The sequence below is a fragment of the Cellulomonas sp. GbtcB1 genome (assembly GCF_019091725.1).
GTDB lineage: Bacteria > Actinomycetota > Actinomycetes > Actinomycetales > Cellulomonadaceae > Cellulomonas.
Window position 1 is genome coordinate 14,715 of record NZ_JAGXJG010000051.1, and the last position, 17,165, is coordinate 31,879.

General features: G+C 76.9%; 18 protein-coding genes, 2 tRNA genes and 1 pseudogene. 8 read left to right on the forward strand and 13 right to left on the reverse strand.

The window, feature by feature from the left end:
* Window positions 1-33 precede the first annotated feature (33 nt).
* The 6 genes from KVT14_RS15985 to KVT14_RS16010 all read right to left on the reverse strand — a co-directional run bounded on the left by KVT14_RS15985 (window position 34) and on the right by KVT14_RS16010 (window position 6,082).
* On the reverse strand, window positions 34-1,110 hold the full coding sequence (locus tag KVT14_RS15985; RefSeq protein WP_217616569.1) for an aliphatic sulfonate ABC transporter substrate-binding protein: 1,077 nt from the start codon (window positions 1,108-1,110) through the stop codon (window positions 34-36).
* A 35-nt stretch (window positions 1,111-1,145) separates the two neighbouring features.
* Complete coding sequence (locus tag KVT14_RS15990; RefSeq protein ID WP_217616570.1) at window positions 1,146-2,042, reverse strand: ABC transporter ATP-binding protein; 897 nt, start codon at window positions 2,040-2,042, stop codon at window positions 1,146-1,148.
* A gap of 582 nt (window positions 2,043-2,624) precedes the next feature.
* Window positions 2,625-3,842 carry a benzoate/H(+) symporter BenE family transporter gene (locus tag KVT14_RS15995; RefSeq protein ID WP_217616571.1) on the reverse strand — a complete coding sequence of 406 codons (1,218 nt, stop codon included), beginning with the start codon at window positions 3,840-3,842 and terminating at the stop codon, window positions 2,625-2,627.
* Window positions 3,843-3,999: 157 nt separating this feature from the next.
* Entirely contained in the window at window positions 4,000-5,034 is a 1,035-nt protein-coding gene (locus KVT14_RS16000) for an LLM class F420-dependent oxidoreductase (RefSeq protein WP_217616572.1), read from the reverse strand.
* Between the two features lie 95 nt (window positions 5,035-5,129).
* On the reverse strand, window positions 5,130-5,291 hold the full coding sequence (locus KVT14_RS16005; protein WP_217616573.1) for a hypothetical protein: 162 nt from the start codon (window positions 5,289-5,291) through the stop codon (window positions 5,130-5,132).
* Window positions 5,291-6,082 carry a class E sortase gene (locus KVT14_RS16010; RefSeq protein ID WP_308161121.1) on the reverse strand — a complete coding sequence of 264 codons (792 nt, stop codon included), beginning with the start codon at window positions 6,080-6,082 and terminating at the stop codon, window positions 5,291-5,293. The genes KVT14_RS16005 and KVT14_RS16010 overlap by 1 nt, the downstream gene beginning before the upstream one ends.
* Before the next feature lie 298 nt (window positions 6,083-6,380).
* Between KVT14_RS16010 and KVT14_RS16015 the strand changes: the two genes are divergently transcribed.
* Window positions 6,381-6,827, forward strand: coding sequence for a methylglyoxal synthase (locus KVT14_RS16015; protein WP_217616574.1), 447 nt, complete (start codon window positions 6,381-6,383; stop codon window positions 6,825-6,827).
* Between the two features lie 131 nt (window positions 6,828-6,958).
* On the opposite strand, the gene epsC is transcribed toward KVT14_RS16015, so the two are convergent.
* Both epsC and cysK read right to left on the reverse strand, forming a co-directional pair.
* On the reverse strand, window positions 6,959-7,672 hold the full coding sequence (gene epsC / locus KVT14_RS16020; protein ID WP_217616575.1) for a serine O-acetyltransferase EpsC: 714 nt from the start codon (window positions 7,670-7,672) through the stop codon (window positions 6,959-6,961).
* Window positions 7,673-7,677: 5 nt separating this feature from the next.
* On the reverse strand, window positions 7,678-8,613 hold the full coding sequence (cysK, locus tag KVT14_RS16025) for a cysteine synthase A (protein WP_217616576.1): 936 nt from the start codon (window positions 8,611-8,613) through the stop codon (window positions 7,678-7,680).
* Window positions 8,614-9,081: 468 nt separating this feature from the next.
* Here cysK and KVT14_RS16030 point away from each other — a divergent pair, with 468 nt between their 5' ends.
* Both KVT14_RS16030 and KVT14_RS16035 read left to right on the forward strand, forming a co-directional pair.
* Window positions 9,082-10,047: an alpha/beta hydrolase gene (locus tag KVT14_RS16030; protein ID WP_217616577.1), complete on the forward strand. Its 966-nt coding sequence runs from the start codon at window positions 9,082-9,084 to the stop codon at window positions 10,045-10,047.
* A gap of 84 nt (window positions 10,048-10,131) precedes the next feature.
* Window positions 10,132-10,860: a tyrosine-protein phosphatase gene (locus KVT14_RS16035; protein WP_217616578.1), complete on the forward strand. Its 729-nt coding sequence runs from the start codon at window positions 10,132-10,134 to the stop codon at window positions 10,858-10,860.
* A gap of 28 nt (window positions 10,861-10,888) precedes the next feature.
* Here the strand turns inward: KVT14_RS16035 and KVT14_RS16040 are convergent, their stop codons facing one another.
* The 4 genes from KVT14_RS16040 to KVT14_RS16055 form a co-directional block, all read right to left on the reverse strand.
* Window positions 10,889-11,662, reverse strand: a complete 774-nt coding sequence (locus KVT14_RS16040) for an SCO1664 family protein (protein WP_217616579.1) — start codon at window positions 11,660-11,662, stop codon at window positions 10,889-10,891.
* Between the two features lie 66 nt (window positions 11,663-11,728).
* The gene (locus tag KVT14_RS16045; protein ID WP_147796193.1) at window positions 11,729-12,127 is read right to left on the reverse strand and encodes a hypothetical protein; all 399 of its coding nucleotides are present in this window, start codon (window positions 12,125-12,127) and stop codon (window positions 11,729-11,731) included.
* A 122-nt stretch (window positions 12,128-12,249) separates the two neighbouring features.
* The gene (locus KVT14_RS16050) at window positions 12,250-12,810 is read right to left on the reverse strand and encodes a DUF3090 domain-containing protein (RefSeq protein WP_147796194.1); all 561 of its coding nucleotides are present in this window, start codon (window positions 12,808-12,810) and stop codon (window positions 12,250-12,252) included.
* 9 nt (window positions 12,811-12,819) lie between these two features.
* The gene (locus KVT14_RS16055) at window positions 12,820-13,539 is read right to left on the reverse strand and encodes an MSMEG_4193 family putative phosphomutase (RefSeq protein ID WP_217616580.1); all 720 of its coding nucleotides are present in this window, start codon (window positions 13,537-13,539) and stop codon (window positions 12,820-12,822) included.
* An 81-nt stretch (window positions 13,540-13,620) separates the two neighbouring features.
* Here KVT14_RS16055 and KVT14_RS16060 point away from each other — a divergent pair, with 81 nt between their 5' ends.
* The 3 genes from KVT14_RS16060 (at window position 13,621) to KVT14_RS16070 (ending at window position 15,587) form a co-directional block, all read left to right on the forward strand.
* A complete protein-coding gene (locus tag KVT14_RS16060) occupies window positions 13,621-14,853 on the forward strand; it encodes a TIGR03862 family flavoprotein (RefSeq protein WP_308161122.1) in 1,233 nt (410 codons plus the stop codon).
* 64 nt (window positions 14,854-14,917) lie between these two features.
* Window positions 14,918-15,361, forward strand: a complete 444-nt coding sequence (locus KVT14_RS16065; protein WP_217616582.1) for a hypothetical protein — start codon at window positions 14,918-14,920, stop codon at window positions 15,359-15,361.
* Window positions 15,351-15,587: a hypothetical protein gene (locus KVT14_RS16070; RefSeq protein WP_217616583.1), complete on the forward strand. Its 237-nt coding sequence runs from the start codon at window positions 15,351-15,353 to the stop codon at window positions 15,585-15,587. The genes KVT14_RS16065 and KVT14_RS16070 overlap by 11 nt, the downstream gene beginning before the upstream one ends.
* Window positions 15,588-15,621: 34 nt before the next feature.
* On the opposite strand, the gene KVT14_RS16075 is transcribed toward KVT14_RS16070, so the two are convergent.
* Window positions 15,622-15,692 (reverse strand) — tRNA-Gly (locus tag KVT14_RS16075).
* Between the two features lie 137 nt (window positions 15,693-15,829).
* On the opposite strand from KVT14_RS16075, the gene KVT14_RS16080 reads away from it, so the two are divergent.
* Window positions 15,830-15,903 (forward strand) — tRNA-Pro (locus KVT14_RS16080).
* A gap of 130 nt (window positions 15,904-16,033) precedes the next feature.
* A pseudogene (locus tag KVT14_RS16085) lies at window positions 16,034-17,165 on the forward strand (hypothetical protein); the annotation flags it as partial.

Genomic DNA, 17,165 nt, shown 5'->3' on the forward strand with positions numbered 1-17,165 from the left:
GGCGTCCGCGGCGGGACGCCGGCCCGGTGCGGGTCAGTCCGCGATCGTCGACGGGTCGGCGTTCTCGGCGAACTGCGGGTCGAACAGCTCGTCGAGGGCCGCGTCGACCAGGTCCTGGCTCGACACGTCGCCGGACTCCACGAAGATCGGGCCGACGACCTCGAGCACGTCGCGCTGCGCCTGACCGGGGACCGGGTCGATGTCGAGCGTGGTGCGCTCGGTGATGACGGTCTCGGCGACGGCCGGGTCGATGCCGGCGACCTCGGCGAGGATGCTGACGACCTCGTCGGGGTTCTCCTGCGCCCAGGCGCGCGCCTTCTCGTAGGCGTCCACGACGACCTGCGCCAGGTCCGGGCTCGCGTCCAGGAAGTCCTGCGTCGCGTTGAGGAAGCCGTAGGTGTTGAAGTCGACGTTCCGGTAGAGCAGCGTCGAGCCCGCCTCGGCCTCGCTCGCCGCCATCAGCGGGTCCAGGCCGGACCACGCGTCGACCGAGCCGTTCTCCAGCGCGGCCTTGCCGTCGGCGTGCTGCAGGTTCTGCACCTCGACGTCCGCCGGGTCGACGCCCGCCTCCTCCAGGGACTGCAGCAGGAAGAAGTACGGGTCGGTGCCCTTGGTCGCGGCGACCGAGCGGCCGGCGAGGTCGGCGACGTCGGTGATGTCCGAGCCGGCCGGGACGACGAGCGCGGCCCACTCCGGCTGGCCGTAGATGTCGATGGTCCGGATCGGCGAGCCGTTGGACCGGGCCAGCAGCGCCGCCGAGCCGGCGGTCGAGCCGACGTCGATCGCGCCGGCGCGCAGCGCCTCGTTGGCCTTGTTCGACCCCGCGGACTGCACCCACTCGACGTCGACGTCGTCGCCGAGCGTCTCCTCCAGCCAGCCCTGGTCCTTGATGACCAGGCTCAGCGGGTTGTAGGTGGCGAAGTCGACGGTCAGCGTGTCGGCGCTCCAGCCGTCGGCGGCGGCCGCGTCGCCAGCGGGCTCGTCGGCCTGGGCGGCCTCGCCCTCGCCGGCCACGCAGCCGGCGAGCAGCAGGGTCGCGGCGACGGCGCCGGCGCCGAGGGCGATCGGGCCGCGCGCTCGGCGACGGAGGGCGGTGGTCAGGGCGGTCATGGGGTGCTCCAGGTCGGTGTCGGGGGAGGTGGCGGTCAGATCGAGTGGTGCGCGTCGGGGTCGTGCGTCGGGTGGTGCGAGGGCACGCCGAGGCCGTCCAGCAGCTCGGCGCGCAGCTCGGCGAGCCGGGCGTCCGCGCGGTCGCGGGGCCGGTCGCCGGGGACGGTGATGACGGAGCGGACCGAGGCGGCATCCGGCGCGGCGGGGTCGAGGGCGCCGAGCAGCACGACGCGGTCGGCCAGGTACAGGGCCTCCTCGACGTCGTGCGTCACGAGGAGCACCGTCGTCGGGCGGCTCGCGTGCACCTCCAGCAGCAGGTCCTGCATCCGCAGCCGGGTCAGGGCGTCGAGGGCGCCGAACGGCTCGTCCAGGAGCAGCACCCCGGGCCGGCGGGCGAGCGCCCGCGCCAGGGACGCGCGCTGCGCCATGCCGCCGGACACCTGCCGCGGGCGCAGCCCCGCCGAACCCGCGAGCCCGACGAGGTCCAGCAGCCGGGCGACCTGCTCGCGGGACTCCGCGCGCGGGGTGCCACGGGGCACGCCGAGCGCGACGTTGTGCGCCAGGGTCCGCCACGGCAGCAGGCGCGGCTCCTGGAACGCGACGGCGGTGCGCGGGTCGTACGGCGCGACCGGCGCGTCGCCGATCAGGATCGACCCCGCGTCCGGGGCGTCGAGGCCCGCGACCTGACGCAGCAGCGTCGACTTGCCGCAGCCGGACGGGCCGATGACGGCGACGATCTCGCCGGCGGCGACCTCCAGGTCGAGGCCGGCGAGCACCGGGCGCGGGCCGGACGGGGTCGCGAAGGTGCGGGCCACGCCGCGGAGCGCGACGGGGCGGGCGGCGGCGCTCGCGGGATCGGCGGCGGAGCTCGGGGTGGCGGCGGTCGCGGTGGTACCGGCGGCGGCCGTGGCGGTGCTGGGGGCGGAGGTCATGGGGCTTCCCGGGTCGAGGGGCCACGTGGACGCGGCGCGGTGCGGCGGGGCCGGGGCTCGTCGCACCGGTGCGGGTGCGCGGTCGACGGGCCGCGTGCGGGCGGGGTGCTGCCGGGGCGCGGCCGGTGGGCGTCGGGGGACGCGGGTCAGGCGGCGCGGGAGGTGCGCGGACAGCTCGCCGAGGGGCGACAGCAGCGCGCCGAGGCGGACATCGGCAGGCCCGGGCGCTGGGTCGTGCGCTGCATCGACCGGGCCACTGGCCGCCTCCTCGCATTGTCTCGCCAGGTGAGACGCAGGTGTTCACTTCTCGGGATCACCGCCGACAGTAGCGCCCGACGTGCGGCGCGACAACCCCGCCGCGCGGCGCGGGCTACGTCCCTCGCCCCCGCCCGCTCGCCGCCACCGCGCGCTCGCCCCGGGCTCCTCCGCGCGTCCACCCCGAGCGCCGCCGCTCCGCGCCGCCCCTCCGCCCGCGCGTCCACCGCGCGCCAACCGCTCGCCGAGATGGCAACTCTCGGCTGTCTTCAGTCGCCCGAGCGCAGCCGAGAGTTGCCGTCTCGGCGGGCGGGCGCGAGGGCGGGGTCAGCGGCGGGCGGCGCGCAGGGTCAGGTGGACCGCGATGCCCGCGAGCAGGCCCCAGAACGACGCCGAGACGCCGCCGACGCCCACGCCCGACACCGTCACCAGGAACGTCACCGCTGCCGCCTCGCGGTGCCCGGCCGGGCCGAACGACCCGCCCAGCGACGCCGCCAGGGTCCCGACCAGCGCCAGGCCCGCCGCCGCGGCGATCAGCCCCGCGGGCGCCGCCAGCGCCACGGCCGCCACCGCCGCCGAGGCCACGGCGAGCACCACGTAGCCGCAGCCCGCCACGACGGCCGCGCGCCACCGCCGCCGCGGGTCCGGGCCGCCCTCGGGCCCGGCCGCCAGCGCCGCGCTGATCGCCGCGAGGTTGATCGCGTGCCCGCCGAACGGGGCGGCGAGCACGGTCCCGGCACCGGTCACGAGCATCACCCGACGCAGGGGAGCGGCGTACCCGAACCCGGCCAGCACGGCGACGCCCGGGATGTTCTGCGACGCCATCGTCACGACGAACAGCGGCACCGCGACCGACACCACGGCGGACCACGACGGCTGCGGCGTCGTCCAGGTCAGCGACGGCACGAGGTCCGCGGCGTCGAGCGCGCGGACGCCCGGCGAGACCACGGCGATCGCCACCGCGAGCCCGATCGCCGCGGGCGTGGCCCAGCGCGGCGCCAGCCGCAGCAGCACCAGCCACACGACGACCACCGGCCCGACCAGCAGCGGCCGGTCCGCGACGGCGAGCACCGGCTGCAGGCACAGGTCGACCAGGACGCCCGCGAGCATCGCGTTCGCCAGCGGCACCGGGATCCGCCGCACCCAGCGCTCGAGCCGGCGCCACAGCCCGACCGCGGCGAGCAGCACCCCGCACAGCACGAACCCGGCGACCGCCTCCGGCCACCCGCCCGCCGCGGTCCCGGTGGTCGCGAGCAGGGCCGCGCCGGGGGTCGACCAGGCGACCGTGATCGGCAGTCGGGTGCGCCAGGCCAGCAGGATCGTGGCCGCGCCCATCGCCAGCGTGACGGCCAGCAGCCCGGACGCCGCCTGCGCGGGCGTCGCCCCGACCGCGCGCAGACCGCCCAGCACGACCGCGAACGCGCTGGTGAAGCCGACGAGCGCCGTGACGACGCCCGCGGCGACGTGCGTGCCCCCGTCCCGCGCCGCGAGGTCGGAGGCGGTCGGGGCGGCCGCGTCGGCCGGGGCGTCATCGGGCCGGGTCACGCGCCGCACGGTAGCGCCGCGGTGTGTCGGCCGCGTTGCGGCGTCCGCGTCCGGCGTCCGCGTTGCGGCGTCCGCTCCCGAGGTCGTCGGTTCCGTCCACCCGAGGGGGTGCGGAACCGACGACCTCGGGCGGAACCGGCGACCTCGCCCCGGCGCGTCAGCCGAGCAGGCCCGCGATCTGCTCCAGCTGGTCCGGCGCCGCCTGGACCAGCAGCGTCGTCACCGCCGTGCCCCGCCACGCGGCTGCCTGCTCGCGCACGTCGTCCGGCGTGCCGACCAGCGCCACGTCCCGCACCAGCTCGGTCGGCACCGCGGCCGCGGCCCGCGCGCGGTCGCCCGCGAGGTAGTGCGCCTGGATCTCCGCGCACGCCTCCGCGTAGCCGAGCCGGGCGAGCGCGTTCGCGTGGAAGTTCGCCCCCTTCGCGCCCATCCCGCCCGCGTAGAGCGCGACGAACGGCCGCACCGCGTCCGCGGCGGACTCGACGTCGGTGCCGAGCACCACCGGCACCGTCGCGGTGACCTCGAAGTCCTCGACGGGCCGGGTCCCGGCGAGCCGGCGGTCGAAGCCCTCGGCGAGCAGCCCGCGGAACTCGTCGTCGAGCCGCGGCGCGTAGAACAGCGGGAGCCAGCCGTCGGCGATCTCGGCGGCGAGCGCGATGTTCTTCGGCCCCTCGGCGGCGAGGTGGATCGGCAGGTCGGCGCGCAGCGGGTGCACGGTCGAGCGCAGCGCCTTGCCCAGCCCCGAGCCCTCGTCCTCGGGCAGCGGCAGCCGGTAGAACGGGCCCCCGGCACGCACGGGACCCTCCCGGCGCAGCACGTCCCGGACGATCGCGACGAACTCCCGGGTCCGGGCGAGCGGCCGCGGGTACGGCTGCCCGTACCAGCCCTCGACGACCTGCGGCCCGGACACCCCCAGGCCGAGCGTGAACCGCCCGCCCGACAGGTGGTCCAGGGTGAGCGCGGCCATGGCGGTGGCGGTCGGGGTGCGGGCGGCGACCTGCGCGACGGCGGTGCCGAGCCGGACGCGCGACGTGCGGGCGCCCCACCACGCGAGCGGCGTGAACGCGTCGGAGCCGTACGCCTCGGCCGTCCACACGGAGTCGAGCCCCAGCCGGTCGGCCGCCAGCACCGCCTCCGCGGCCCCGGGCGGGGGACCCGCCGACCAGTAGCCCGTGTGGTAGCCGAGCCGCATGCCGCCTCCTCGTCGTCGCGCGCTCGCCGGTGAGCGCGGCCGCGGCCCATGCTGCCGTGCGCGGCCGCGCGGCGCGAGGAGGTCGGGCGCGCGCGTCAGCCGAGCGACGGGTCGCCGGTCAGCCAGGTCAGGTGGGGCGCGACGGCGGGGAACCCCCAGCCGAACAGCCCGACGGGGACCGCGGCCAGCACCGCCAGCGCGAGCAGCACCCGCACCGGCAGCGGCCCCGGCAGCCGGCGGAACAGCCAGGCGTACATCAGGCGCCTCCCAGGGCGAGGATCGGCTCGGGCGTGCCCTCGGCCCGGTCGAGCCAGCCCACGAAGGTGGCGTAGGTGATCCACCGCTGGTCGTTGCCGAACTCGCCGAGGGTCCGCGAGTGGCAGGTGGTGAGCGTGAGCAGCCGCTCGGCCGGGGCGACGCCGGGCTGCCGCGGGACGGGCGCGAGCACGGACGACTCCGACGGGTCGACGACCTCGTGCGACGTGACCTCGTAGACGTACCAGGTGCTCGCGGTCTCGATCACGACGGGGTCGCCGGGGACGAGCCTGTCGACGTACCGGAACGAGTCGCCCCAGGTGCGCCGGTGCCCGGCGAGCGCGACGTTGCCCACCTCGCCGACCTGCTGCGTCCCGGTGTAGCGGCCGGCCATCGCGCGGTCGAGCAGGTCGGGGGTGGTGCCGTCGACGACCGGCATCGCGTTCCGGGTCAGCCCCTCCCAGCGCGGCACGGTGAGCACGCCGATCACCTCGCCGTGGGCGACCGGCTCGGGGACCGGTGGGTCGTCGGTGCGCAGCTCGGCGGTCGTGGCGGCGGCGGGTGGGAGCGCGGCGCGCACCTCGGCGAGCACGGCGTCGGCGTCCTGCCGCGCGGTGACGGTGGTCCACCAGAGCTGCCACACGAGGAACAGCGCGAGCAGCACGCCGAGGGTGATCAGCAGCTCGCCGAGGACGCCGGCCACCGACACCGGCGCGGGCGCGCGGCGGGCGCGGGCCGCGGCCCGCGGCCGGGCGCGCGGTGGCGCGGGGGCGGGTGCGGGCGGCTGGGTCACACCGTCGACGCTAGGTGCGCCGCGCACCACTCAGTCGGCGACTGAGTGGTGCGCGGGCGTGGGATTGAGTGGGCGCGCGGACGGTCCCGGTGGGGGATCGGCCGGTCCCGGTGGGCGGCTCGGTGCCGCCCCCGTGGGCGCGTCGGCCGTCCCCGGTGGGCCGGTCGACCCGACCACCGGTCCGCGCACAGGCCCCCCGCACCGGGTCGACATCCGCGGGCCCTAGGGTGTGCCCCGGGCGCCCCGCCGTCGTCGCAGCCCGCCCACCGATGCACCGCTCCACGGAAGGACCCCGCCCATGCCCGGCGCCGCCCACCACATCGCCCTCGTCGCGCACGACAACAAGAAGGTCGAGCTGCTCCGCTGGGCGGAGTTCAACCGCGGCACCCTGTCGCGGCACCACCTGTACGCGACCGGTACCACCGGCACGATGCTGGAGTTCGAGCTCGGGCTGCCGGTGACGCGGCTGCTGTCCGGCCCGGTCGGCGGCGACCAGCAGATCGGCGCCAAGATCGCCGAGGGCACCATCGACATGCTGGTGTTCTTCTGGGACCCGCTGGAGCCGCAGCCGCACGACCCCGACGTGAAGGCGCTGCTGCGGATCGCCGCGGTGTGGAACGTCCCGATGGCGGCGAACGTGGCGACCGCCGACATGCTGATCTCGTCGCCGATGCTGGGCGAGGAGTGGACCAGCCGCCCGGAGATCACCCCGCGCGCGTGGGACGGCGGCTCCCCGGTCGCCTGACCGGCGCCCGCGCACGCCCGTCCTACGCTGTCCGGCCCCGCACCCTGCGATCGCAGAGGGCGGGGCCGGAAAGCGTAGGAACAGGGGTCGGGCGCGGTGCGCGAGACGGCGCGCGCCGACCCGGACCGTCGTCAGATGTAGATCGCCGGGTCGTCGATCTCCGGCTCCGGGGGAGCCGAGCTCGGCTTCTGCCGGATCTTCGCGGGGACGCCCACCGCCACCGCGCCGGCGGGCACGTCCTTGAGGACCACCGCGTTGGCGCCGACCTGGGCGCCGTCGCCGATCCACACCGGCCCGAGCACCTTCGCGCCCGCGCCGATGACGACGTGGTCGCCGACCGTCGGGTGCCGCTTGCCGCGCTTCATCGTCTTGCCGCCGAGCGTCGCCCCGTGGAACAGCACCACGTCGTCGCCCACCACGGCGGTCTCGCCGACGACCACGCCCATGCCGTGGTCGATGAACAGCCGCCGGCCGATCGTCGCGCCGGGGTGGATCTCCACCCCGGTGACCGCCCGGGACACCTGGGACAGCAGCCGGGCCGGCAGCCGCAGCGCCGGCTCGCGCCACATCCGGTGCGCCACCCGGTGCACCCACACCGCGTGCAGGCCGGGGTACGCCAGCGCGACCTCGACCCGCGACCGCGCGGCGGGGTCCCGGCGCTGCGCGGCCTCCAGGTCCTCGCGCAGCGTGCGGGCGAACCGGCGCAGGCTGCGCCAGTGCTCGCCGGCGCCGGTGGGCCCGGTCGCCGCGCGGGGGGCGGAGGACGCGCGCGCCGGGGTCGGCACCCCGCGGCCACCGGGCCGGGAGGTGCCGCCCGTGAGCGGCGGTCGCGTGGTCGAGGTCATGGCGATCAGTCCAGGAGGTCGGCGTACAGGATGGAGGAGAGGTAGCGCTCGCCGAACGACGGGATGATCACGACGATCAGCTTCCCGGCGTTCTCGGGGCGCTTGCCGAGTTCGATCGCGGCGTGCAGGGCGGCGCCGGAGGAGATGCCGACGAGCAGGCCCTCCTCCTTCGCGGCCCGGCGCGCGACGGCGACGGCGGTGTCGGCGTCCACGTCGATGATCTCGTCGTAGACGCCGGTGTCGAGGATGTCGGGCACGAAGTTCGCGCCGATGCCCTGGATCTTGTGCGGGCCGGGCTGGCCGCCGTTGAGGATCGGCGACTCGGCGGGCTCGACGCCCACGATCTGCACGCCGGGCTTGCGCTCCTTGAGCACCTGGCCGACGCCGGTGATCGTGCCGCCGGTGCCGATGCCCGCGACGAGGATGTCGACGCCGCCGTCGGTGTCCGCCCAGATCTCCTCGGCGGTGGTGCGGCGGTGGATCTCCGGGTTGGCCTCGTTGGCGAACTGGCGGGCGAGGATCGCGCCCGGGCGCTCCGCGACGATCTCGTTCGCGCGGTTGACGGCGCCCTTCATGCCCTCGGACGCGGGGGTGAGGATGAGCTCGGCGCCGTACGCGCGGAGCAGCGCGCGCCGCTCCTTCGACATCGACTCCGGCATGGTCAGCACGACGTCGTACCCGCGGGCCGCACCGACGAACGCGAGCGCGATGCCCGTGTTGCCCGACGTCGCCTCGACGATGGTGCCGCCCGGCTTCAGCTCGCCCGAGCGCTCGGCCGCGTCGACGATCGCGACGCCGATGCGGTCCTTCACCGAGCTGGCGGGGTTGTAGAACTCGAGCTTGCCGACGACCGTCGCGTCGACGCCCTCGGTCAGCTTGTTGATCCGCACCAGCGGGGTGTTGCCGATGAGCTGCGTCGCGTCGTCGTAGATGCGTGCCATGTCAGTCCGTCCTTGGTGTCGTCGGCGGTGCAGGGAGCACGGCGCGGGCGCGCGCCCGGCCGCGGGTCGAGGGCGAGCGCTGGCCCGGGGTGGGCCCGGGTCGGGCCGGGAGCCGGCGTGCGGCGGTGCGGCCAGCGCTCTAGAGACAGCGACAGCGGCGCGCTGCGGGGGTGCGCGGGGCGGGGCGCGACGGCAGGAGCACGGTGCTCGGCGCGAGGCGCATGCCCGGTCCCCTCTCCCTGGTGGTCGGCACCCGACAGCGCCGACAGTAGCGCCAACGCACGCGGCCCCACAAAGATGCCCGGGCGCCCCGATCGGGTGGTCCCCGGACCCGGGCGGGGGCCCGGTCGACGGCCGGCTTCCACCCCTCCACCGTGCGGTACCGCCGGGCGCGCCGCCACCGGGAGCAGGGACGACGCCCCGGCGCGCCCCTGACGGCGGGCGAGCACGGGTGGCAGGATCGCCGCCATGCGGGTGGACGACGCGGCGGAGGACGTGCTCGGCGGCGACTGGGTGCAGCGCACGCTGCACCTGCGCCCGGACGCCCAGGGCGACGCGGTCGCGACCCTGGTGCAACGGCGGGACGCCGGAGGCGACCGGGCGCGGCCGGCCGTCCTCTACGTGCACGGGTTCGTCGACTACTTCTTCCAGACGCACGTCGCCGACGCGCTCGCCGACCGCGGCTACGACCTGTACGCCCTGGACCTGCGCGACTACGGCCGGTCGATCCGCGCGGGCCGGGAGCCGAACGACACCCGGTCGCTGGCGGTCTACGCCGAGGAGATCGACGCCGCGGTCCGCCTGGTGCGGGAGCGGCACGACCAGGTCGTGCTTCTGGGCCACTCGACCGGCGGCCTGATCGCGGCGCTGTGGGCCCAGCACCGGCGCGGGCGCGGGCTGGTCGATGCGGTGGTGCTCAACTCGCCGTGGTTGGACGTCCGCGGCTCGTTCGTCGAGCGCACGGTCCTCGCCTGGACGATCGAGCACGTCGTCGGCCGGGTCGCCCCGCGCCTGGTGGTGTCGCACGTCGGTGAGCACTACGGCCGCGCGCTGCACGCGGACGGCGGCGGCGAGTGGACGTACGACCTGGCCTGGAAGCCGTACGCGGGGTTCCCCGTGCGGGCGGGGTTCGTCCGCGCGATCAGGCGCGGGCAGGCGGAGGTCGCGCGCGGGCTCGGCATCGACGTCCCGGTGCTGGTGCTCGCGTCCGACGCGTCGGGGCCGGACGACCGCTGGCACGACGGGCTGCTCACGACCGACTCGGTGCTCGACCCGGCGGACATGCGGCGGCTCGCGCCCCGCCTGGGCCGGGACGTCACGTACGAGGAGGTGCCGGGCGGCGCGCACGACCTCGCGCTGTCCCCGCTGCCCGCGCGGACCCGCTACCTCGACGAGGTCGTCGGCTGGCTGGACGTGACGCTGGCCCGCGGCTGACCCGCGCCCCCGCCGCGAGCACTACCCACGCAGCGGTCGCGGGCGCACCACCCACCGCGCCGCGGGCCGTGTACTGGTCCGACCATGAGCGACACCGACGTGCGGATCCCGGGGACCGCGAACTTCCGCGAGGTCCGCGCCACCGTGGCGGACGGGTACCGGCTGCGCCCGGGGCACCTGTTCCGCTCCGACGCGCTGTCCCGGCTCGGACGCGAGGGGCGGGCCGCGCTGACGGCGCTCGGGATCCGGCGGGTCGTGGACCTGCGGTCCGACCGGGACCGCCGGCTCGGCGGCCGGGACCGGCTCGGCGGCGGCGTCGAGGTGGTGCGCGTCCCGATGCTCGGCGGCTCCGCGGCGAGCTTCCTCGGTTCGTGGGAGCTGCGCGACGTCTACCGGGAGATCCTGGTCGCGCACGGCCCCGAGGTGCGGGCGGCGGTGCGCGCCGTCGCCGGGTCGCCCGGGCCGGTCGTCGTGCACTGCACCGCCGGCAAGGACCGCACCGGGATCGTGGTCGCCCTGGTGCTGCTCGTCCTCGGCGCCGACCGGGACGAGGTGGTCGCGGACTACGTCGCGAGCGAGGAGCGCCTGGCCGGGGAGTGGACCGACCGGATGCTCCGGCGGCTGCGCCTGCTGGGCATCCGGCCCGACGCGCGGCTGCGAGCGATGATCGGCAGCAGCCCCGCGGCGGTGCTCCGGGACGAGCTGGCGTGGCTCGACCGCGAGCGGGGCGGGGTCGCGGGCTACCTCGCGTCGGTGGGCGTCGGCGCGGACGACCTGGACCGGCTGCGCGCGACGCTGCTCGTGCCGGCCTGACCCCGGGTCGGGGACGACGGCGCCGGCGTCAGAACAACGGCCAGGGCACCGCGGGCATCTCGCCCTCGGGGCCGGGGAACCGGGGCTCGCGCAGCAGCCGGTCGCAGCGCGCGGCGAGCGCGTCGACCTCGGCGGGCGCCAGCAGCGCCGCCAGCAGCCGGCCGAGGTCGCCGTCCAGCCCGGCGCGGACCCGCTCCACGCCCGCGACCTCGTCGGCCGTCAGATCGTCGCCGAGCCAGCCCCACAGCACCGTGCGCAGCCGGGGCTCGACGTGGAACGTCACGCCGTGGTCGACGCCGAGCCGCCGGCCGTCCGGCATCGGCAGCACGTGGCCGCCCTTCCGGTCCGCGTTGTTCAGCAGGACGTCGAGCACGGCCATCCGGCGCAGTGCGGGGGAGTCCTCGTGCACGAGCGTGACGGCGTCGCCCTGCTCGTCCCCGCCCTCGAGCACGGTGCGGGCGCACGCGGGCACCTCGGCGGACGGCACGACGTCGACCGGGTCCTGCTCGCGGTCCGGCTCCTGCCACAGCTGCGCCATGCCGGGGCCGAGGGGTCCGTCGCGCAGCCAGGTGCGGGGGACCACCCCCCAGCCGGTCGCCTCCGACACCAAATACGCGGCGACCTCGCGGTGCGCGAGCGTGCCGTCGGGGAAGTCCCAGAGCGGCTTCTCGCCCGCGACGGGCTTGTAGACGACGCGGGTGCCGCCGATCTCGGCGAGGAAGGTCGCGTTGGACGCCACCGTGATCCGGCCGAGCACCTCGAGCGGGCCGCCGTCGAGGTCGGGCGGGGTCACGGCTGGCATGCGGCCCATGCTAGGAGCGGGCGCGTGCCCGGGCTCGTCCGCCGGGCCCGGGCACGCGCGAGCGCGTCACATCGGCTCGGCGATCTCGCGCCCGTGCGCCGTCAGCGCCCAGATCACGAACACGTCCAGCGCGATCACGACCAGCGCCCACACCGGGTAGTACGGCAGCCAGGCGAAGGACGCGAGACCGCTGACGACGGCCATGATCACTCCGATCGTCCGGGCCCAGACCGCTCCGCTGAACACGAAGAACCCGGCGAGCGCGACCACCGCCCCGAGGATCAGGTGCACCCAGCCCCACGAGGTGACGTCGAGCTGGAGGACCCACTCCTCGCCGGCGACGTAGAAGGTGTCGTTGACCAGGGCGACGATGCCCTGGAAGACGTGCATGACGCCGATCATGATCATGATCGTGCCGGCGAAGACGGTCATGCCGACCGCCAGGCCGCTGCGACGCTCGCTCATCGCGGTTCCCCTCCCGCTCCGGGCCGACCGGGCCCGGCGGGCCCGCTGCCGGGACCGACGCTAGGGAGGGGCGGGGAGCGGGGGCATCACCCGCGCCGAGTGGCTGCGCGGGGCCCCGCCGCTCAGCGGAGGTCGGTCGCGCCGCAGACGTGGCCGTCGGGGTCCATCGGCTCGCCGCACCGCGGGCAGGCGGGGCGGCCCTGCGCGACGACCCGGCGGGCGCGCTCGGCGAACGCGCGCGCGGAGCCGACGGGCAGGCGCAGCACCATCGCCTCCTCGGGCTCCGGGTCCTCCGCGGCCAGGCGCTCGGCCTCCTCCTCGGAGTCGACCAGCACGAGCGGGAACGCCTCGACGACGATCTGCCCCGTCGCCTTGTCGAAGTGCAGGCGCATCTGGCCGAGGCGGAAGTCCTCCTCGACGGGCTGCTCGACCGGGTCGGCGTCCACGAGCTCGGCGAACGCCTCGGCGGGCACGCTGTACGGGTTGCCGTCGGTGGTCATGAGCTCGTCGAGGATCTCGTCGATCTTCTCGGCGAGGGTCGAAGCCCACTCCTTCTCCATGGCGACCGAGGTCAGCCGGCGCCCGGTGCGCGCCTGGAGGTAGAAGGTGCGGGCCCCGGGCCGGCCGACGGTGCCGATGACCGCGCGGTCGGGCCAGTCGTGCAGGTGGAGGAGGGTGGCCATGACCCCATGCTAGGAGCGCGGACCGACACCGTCGCGTGCGGCCTCCGCCACGCCCGCGCCGCCGCCGACCGCCGCGTCCCCCGCGGGCGCCGCCGCCCGCAGCCAGGACAGGTCGCCGGCGTCGGTGTTCGCGGCGACGACCTCGGGCCGCGTGGGGCCGTACCGCACGACCGACACCGACGCGGGGCCGGCGTGCAGCCGCTGGAACAGGTCGAGGTGCATCCCGAGCGCGTCCGCGAGCAGCGCCTTCACCAGGTCGCCGTGCGTGACCACCGCCCACACCGCGCCGGGCCCGTGCTCGGCCTCGACCGCGGCGTCCTGCTCGCGCACCGCCGCGACCACCCGGGCCTGCATCGCCGCGAGCGACTCCCCGCCCGGGAACACCGCCGCGGACGGCTGGCCCTGGACGGTGCGCCACAGCGGCTCGTCGGCGAGCTCGCGCAGCGGCCGGCCCTGCCAGGCGCCGTAGTCGCACTCGGTGAGCCGGTCGTCGACGCGGAGCGCCGGGGCGGGGTCCTGCCGGGCCAGCACGGCGTCGGCCGTCTCGCGGCACCGCTCGAGCGGGCTGGTCACGACGGCGACCAGCGGGACGGCGGACAGGCGCTCGGCGGTGCGGGCGGCCTGCTCGTGCCCGACGGCGTCGAGCAGCACCCCGGGGGTGCGGCCGGCGAGCACTCCGGTGGCGTTCGCGGTGGTGCGCCCGTGGCGGACGAGGAGGACGGTGGCCATGCGCGCAGCCTAGGCACGTGCGGGGACACGACGCCGGGCCGGGAGGGCGGGCGCGGTGGCCCGGTGGGCTACGGTCGGCCGGTGCGAACGGCGGGAGTGGTCGGCGGCGGCCCGGCGGGGCTGATCGCCGCGGAGGTGCTGGCCGGGGCCGGCGTGGCGGTCACGCTGTACGACCGGATGCCCTCCCCGACCCGGAAGTTCCTGCTCGCCGGCCACGGTGGGCTCAACATCACGCACTCCGAGGGCCGGGACCGGATGCTCGCGCGGTACGGCGACGCCGCCGGGCGCCTCGCCCCGTTCGTCGACGCCTTCACCGCCGACGACCTGCGCGCCTGGTGCGCCGGGCTCGGCGAGGAGACGTTCGTCGGCACCAGCGGCCGGGTGTTCCCGCGCTCGTTCCGGGCGACGCCGCTGGTGCGGGCGTGGCTCGCGCGGCTCGACGCGCTCGGCGTGCGGATCGAGCGGCGGCAGCGCTGGGACGGCTGGGCCGAGGACGGCGCCGGGCTGCGGCTCGTCGGCGTCGGCGGGTCCGTGGACGGCGAGCGCCGGACGGTGCAGCACGACGCCGTGCTGTTCGCGCTCGGCGGGGCATCCTGGCCGCGGCTGGGCTCCGACGGGTCCTGGGTGCCGGCGTTCGAGGCGCGCGGCGTGGCGGCGGCGCCGCTGCGCGCGGCCAACGTGGGCGTCCGGGTCGGCTGGACGCCGGGCTTCGCGGACCGGTTCGAGGGCGTGCCGCTCAAGAACGTCGCGCTGACGGTCCGCGGTCAGGACCGGGCGCCCGTTCGCGGCGACGCCATGGTGACCCGGACCGGCCTGGAGGGCGGGCCGCTGTACGCGGTCGGGGCCGCGGTGCGCGCGGCGCTCGACGCGGGCGGCTGCGTGCTGGAGGTCGACCTGCGCCCGGACACCCCGGCGGAGCGGCTGGCGGAGCGCCTGGCCCGGCGGCGCCCGAAGGACTCCCGGTCGACGTGGCTGCAGCGGTCGGTGGGTCTCGACCCGGTGGCGGTGGGGCTGCTGCGCGAGGCGACGGGCAACGCGGTGCCGGACGACCCGGCCGCGGTGGCCGCGCTGCTGAAGGCCGTTCCGGTCGAGGTGCCCGCGACCCAGCCCATCGACCGGGCGATCTCCAGCGCCGGCGGGATCCGCTGGTCAGAGGTGGACGAGCACCTGATGCTGCGGGCGCTGCCGGGGACGTTCGTGGCGGGGGAGATGCTCGACTGGGAGGCCCCCACCGGGGGGTACCTGCTGCAGGCGTCGTTCAGCACCGGGGTCGCCGCGGCGCGGGGGATGCTCGGGTGGCTGGAGGGGCGGTGAGCCCCCGGCGGACCGGGCCTGTGGACGACGGCTCGACGGGGCGTGCGCGGTCCTAGGGTCGTGCGTGACGACCGGTCCTGAGCCCGAGGAGGTGCCGATGGGTGCGCGCGTGGCGGCCGCCGTGATCGGGAGCGAGTCGTGGTGGGCCGAGTTCCTGACGTCGCCCGCGGTCGCCGGCGTCGCCGCTCTCGTCGCCGCGGCGATCAGCCTGCTCGTCTCGGCGCGCCGCATCCGGGCGGACCGGGACCTCGCCGCGCAGCAGCACGCGGAGTCGAGGCGGGCGGCTGACCGCCTGCGGGCCCAGGCGCTCGCGGACGCGCGGGCGGAGCGCTGGTGGGGCATGTACCAGTGGACCCTGGACCGCCTGGACGTCGTGGACCCGCACCGGGCCGACCGGCTCCTCAGCACCCTGGAAAGTCAGGCTCCCGGCCCCGCGGAGCGGGCCCTAGTGTGGGCGGCGAACGACCTGGTGGCCGCAGCGGAGGACGGTGGAGACGATGACGCGTGACGGCACGGGCCCGCTCCGGCTCGAGGCCCTGGGCCCGGATCTGGTCCTGGTGGACCGCAGGACCGGCCGGGAGATCCCGGTGGAGCTGCGGAGGCGGCGTCGTCGACCGATCGACGCGGAGACGCTCGCGTCGATCCGCGCGAGGGACGCGCGCCTCGAGGCGCAGTTCGCCGCTGAGGACGCGGCTGCGGCCGCCGCGGCGGAGGCGGCCCGCGGCCGGGGCTGAGCCCTGGGCCGTCGACCCGGCGAGGGGGGTGCGGAGCGGATGACGGGAATCGAACCCGCGTAGCCAGTTTGGAAGACTGGGGCTCTACCATTGAGCTACATCCGCGCAGGCCCGCCGGGACGGGCCGCCGGACCAGGGTACCGGCTCGCCGGCCCACCTCCGCGCCACCGGGTCCGCACGGCGAGCACCCGGCCCGCCGCCCGCACCCGGGCGGGTGCGCCGCGCCACTAGACTCCGGCCGACGGGATGTGGCGCAGGTTGGTAGCGCGTCCGCTTTGGGAGCGGAAGGTCGTGGGTTCGAATCCCGCCATCCCGACTCCGGTACGGAGCCCACCCCGGTCGCCCTGGCCCGCGTCCCGCGACCGGCGGTCCCACGTCCGGGTGCTCCGCGCGTTTCACCCCGGCCGGCCCGGACGGTCCGCGGCGCGCGCGCCGATGAACGGGGTGTGACCAGGAGCAGCACCCCCGGCGGACCCTCGACGCGCGGACGCACCGTCCACGTCGGGTTCGCGGTGGCGGCGCTGGCCGTCTGCGCCGCGTACCTGCTGACCGGCGGGGCGGCCCGGCACGTCGTCTCGCTCGTCGCCACCGTGATCCCGGCGGCGGCGGTGCTCGCCGTCCTCGCGGTCCGCCGCCCGCCCCGGCCGCAGCCGTGGTGGTGCGCCGGCGCGGCGCTGCTGCTCCTGTCCGCCGACAGCGCGACGTGGCTCGTGCAGGTCGGCCTCCGCGGCGCGGATCGTGCCAGCGGCGTCCTGGCCGAGGTCGCCGTGCCGCTCGGCTACCTCGGTCTCCTCGCCGCGGCCGTCCTCGTCGTCATGCCGACGGCGCGGGTCGACAACGGGCGGGTGATCGACGCGTCGATCATGGGGATCGGCCTCGCGGGGCTGCTCTGGTCGCTCGTGCTGCACCCCGCGCTGGTCGAGCGCGGCGCGGGAGCGGGCCAGCGCGGCTCGACGCTGCTGATCGTCCTGCTGCTGTCCGGCACGCTCGGCGCGATGGTGCGGACCTGGGTGGACGCCCGGGCGAGCCGGGCCACCGTGACGTACTTCCTCGTCGCCAGCGGCCTCACCCTCGTCGGGAACGTCGCCCGGGTCGTCGCGGTGGACCCGGTCACCGGCGCGACCGCGTCCTGGGTCGGCCTGACGTGGGTCGTCGCGTACGCCGCGACCGGCGCCGCCGCGGTGCACCCCGCGGCGGCGGCGCTGACCACGCCGGAGCCGCGCCCCGCGCGCCGGCTCGGCGCCGGGGCCCTCACCTACCTCGGGCTGGCGCTGGCGCTGAACCCCGTGATCGCGGCCGTGCGCGGGCTCGCCGGCGGCGAGGCGGACCTGATGCAGCTCAGTCTCGGCTCGCTGCTGCTCGTGCCGCTCGTGCTGGTCCGCGTCTCCCAGCTGGCCCGGCTGCACGCGAGCGCGGAGCAGGAGCTGGTCTACCAGGCCACGCACGACGAGCCCACCGGGCTGCCGAACCGTCGCGCGGCCGACCGGCGGGTCGCCGAGACCGTCGAGGCGGTGCGCGGTGGCTCGGCCCCGGGCGGGCTCGTCTGCTTCCTGGACCTGGACGGCTTCAAGGACATCA

Excerpts from the sequence above, each read along its gene's own strand:
- KVT14_RS16015 (WP_217616574.1), top strand. The coding sequence starts at position 6,381 with ATGCCCGGCGCCGCCCACCACATCGCCCTCGTCGCGCACGACAACAAG.
- KVT14_RS16005 (WP_217616573.1), bottom strand. The coding sequence starts at position 5,291 with ATGTACGCCTGGCTGTTCCGCCGGCTGCCGGGGCCGCTGCCGGTGCGG.
- KVT14_RS16000 (WP_217616572.1), bottom strand. The coding sequence starts at position 5,034 with ATGCGGCTCGGCTACCACACGGGCTACTGGTCGGCGGGTCCCCCGCCC.
- KVT14_RS16030 (WP_217616577.1), top strand. The coding sequence starts at position 9,082 with ATGCGGGTGGACGACGCGGCGGAGGACGTGCTCGGCGGCGACTGGGTG.
- cysK (WP_217616576.1), bottom strand. The coding sequence starts at position 8,613 with ATGGCACGCATCTACGACGACGCGACGCAGCTCATCGGCAACACCCCG.
- KVT14_RS16045 (WP_147796193.1), bottom strand. The coding sequence starts at position 12,127 with ATGAGCGAGCGTCGCAGCGGCCTGGCGGTCGGCATGACCGTCTTCGCC.
- KVT14_RS15990 (WP_217616570.1), bottom strand. The coding sequence starts at position 2,042 with ATGACCTCCGCCCCCAGCACCGCCACGGCCGCCGCCGGTACCACCGCG.
- KVT14_RS16050 (WP_147796194.1), bottom strand. The coding sequence starts at position 12,810 with ATGGCCACCCTCCTCCACCTGCACGACTGGCCCGACCGCGCGGTCATC.
- KVT14_RS15985 (WP_217616569.1), bottom strand. The coding sequence starts at position 1,110 with ATGACCGCCCTGACCACCGCCCTCCGTCGCCGAGCGCGCGGCCCGATC.
- KVT14_RS16040 (WP_217616579.1), bottom strand. The coding sequence starts at position 11,662 with ATGCCAGCCGTGACCCCGCCCGACCTCGACGGCGGCCCGCTCGAGGTG.
- KVT14_RS16070 (WP_217616583.1), top strand. The coding sequence starts at position 15,351 with ATGACGCGTGACGGCACGGGCCCGCTCCGGCTCGAGGCCCTGGGCCCG.
- KVT14_RS16035 (WP_217616578.1), top strand. The coding sequence starts at position 10,132 with ATGAGCGACACCGACGTGCGGATCCCGGGGACCGCGAACTTCCGCGAG.
- epsC (WP_217616575.1), bottom strand. The coding sequence starts at position 7,672 with ATGACCTCGACCACGCGACCGCCGCTCACGGGCGGCACCTCCCGGCCC.
- KVT14_RS16055 (WP_217616580.1), bottom strand. The coding sequence starts at position 13,539 with ATGGCCACCGTCCTCCTCGTCCGCCACGGGCGCACCACCGCGAACGCC.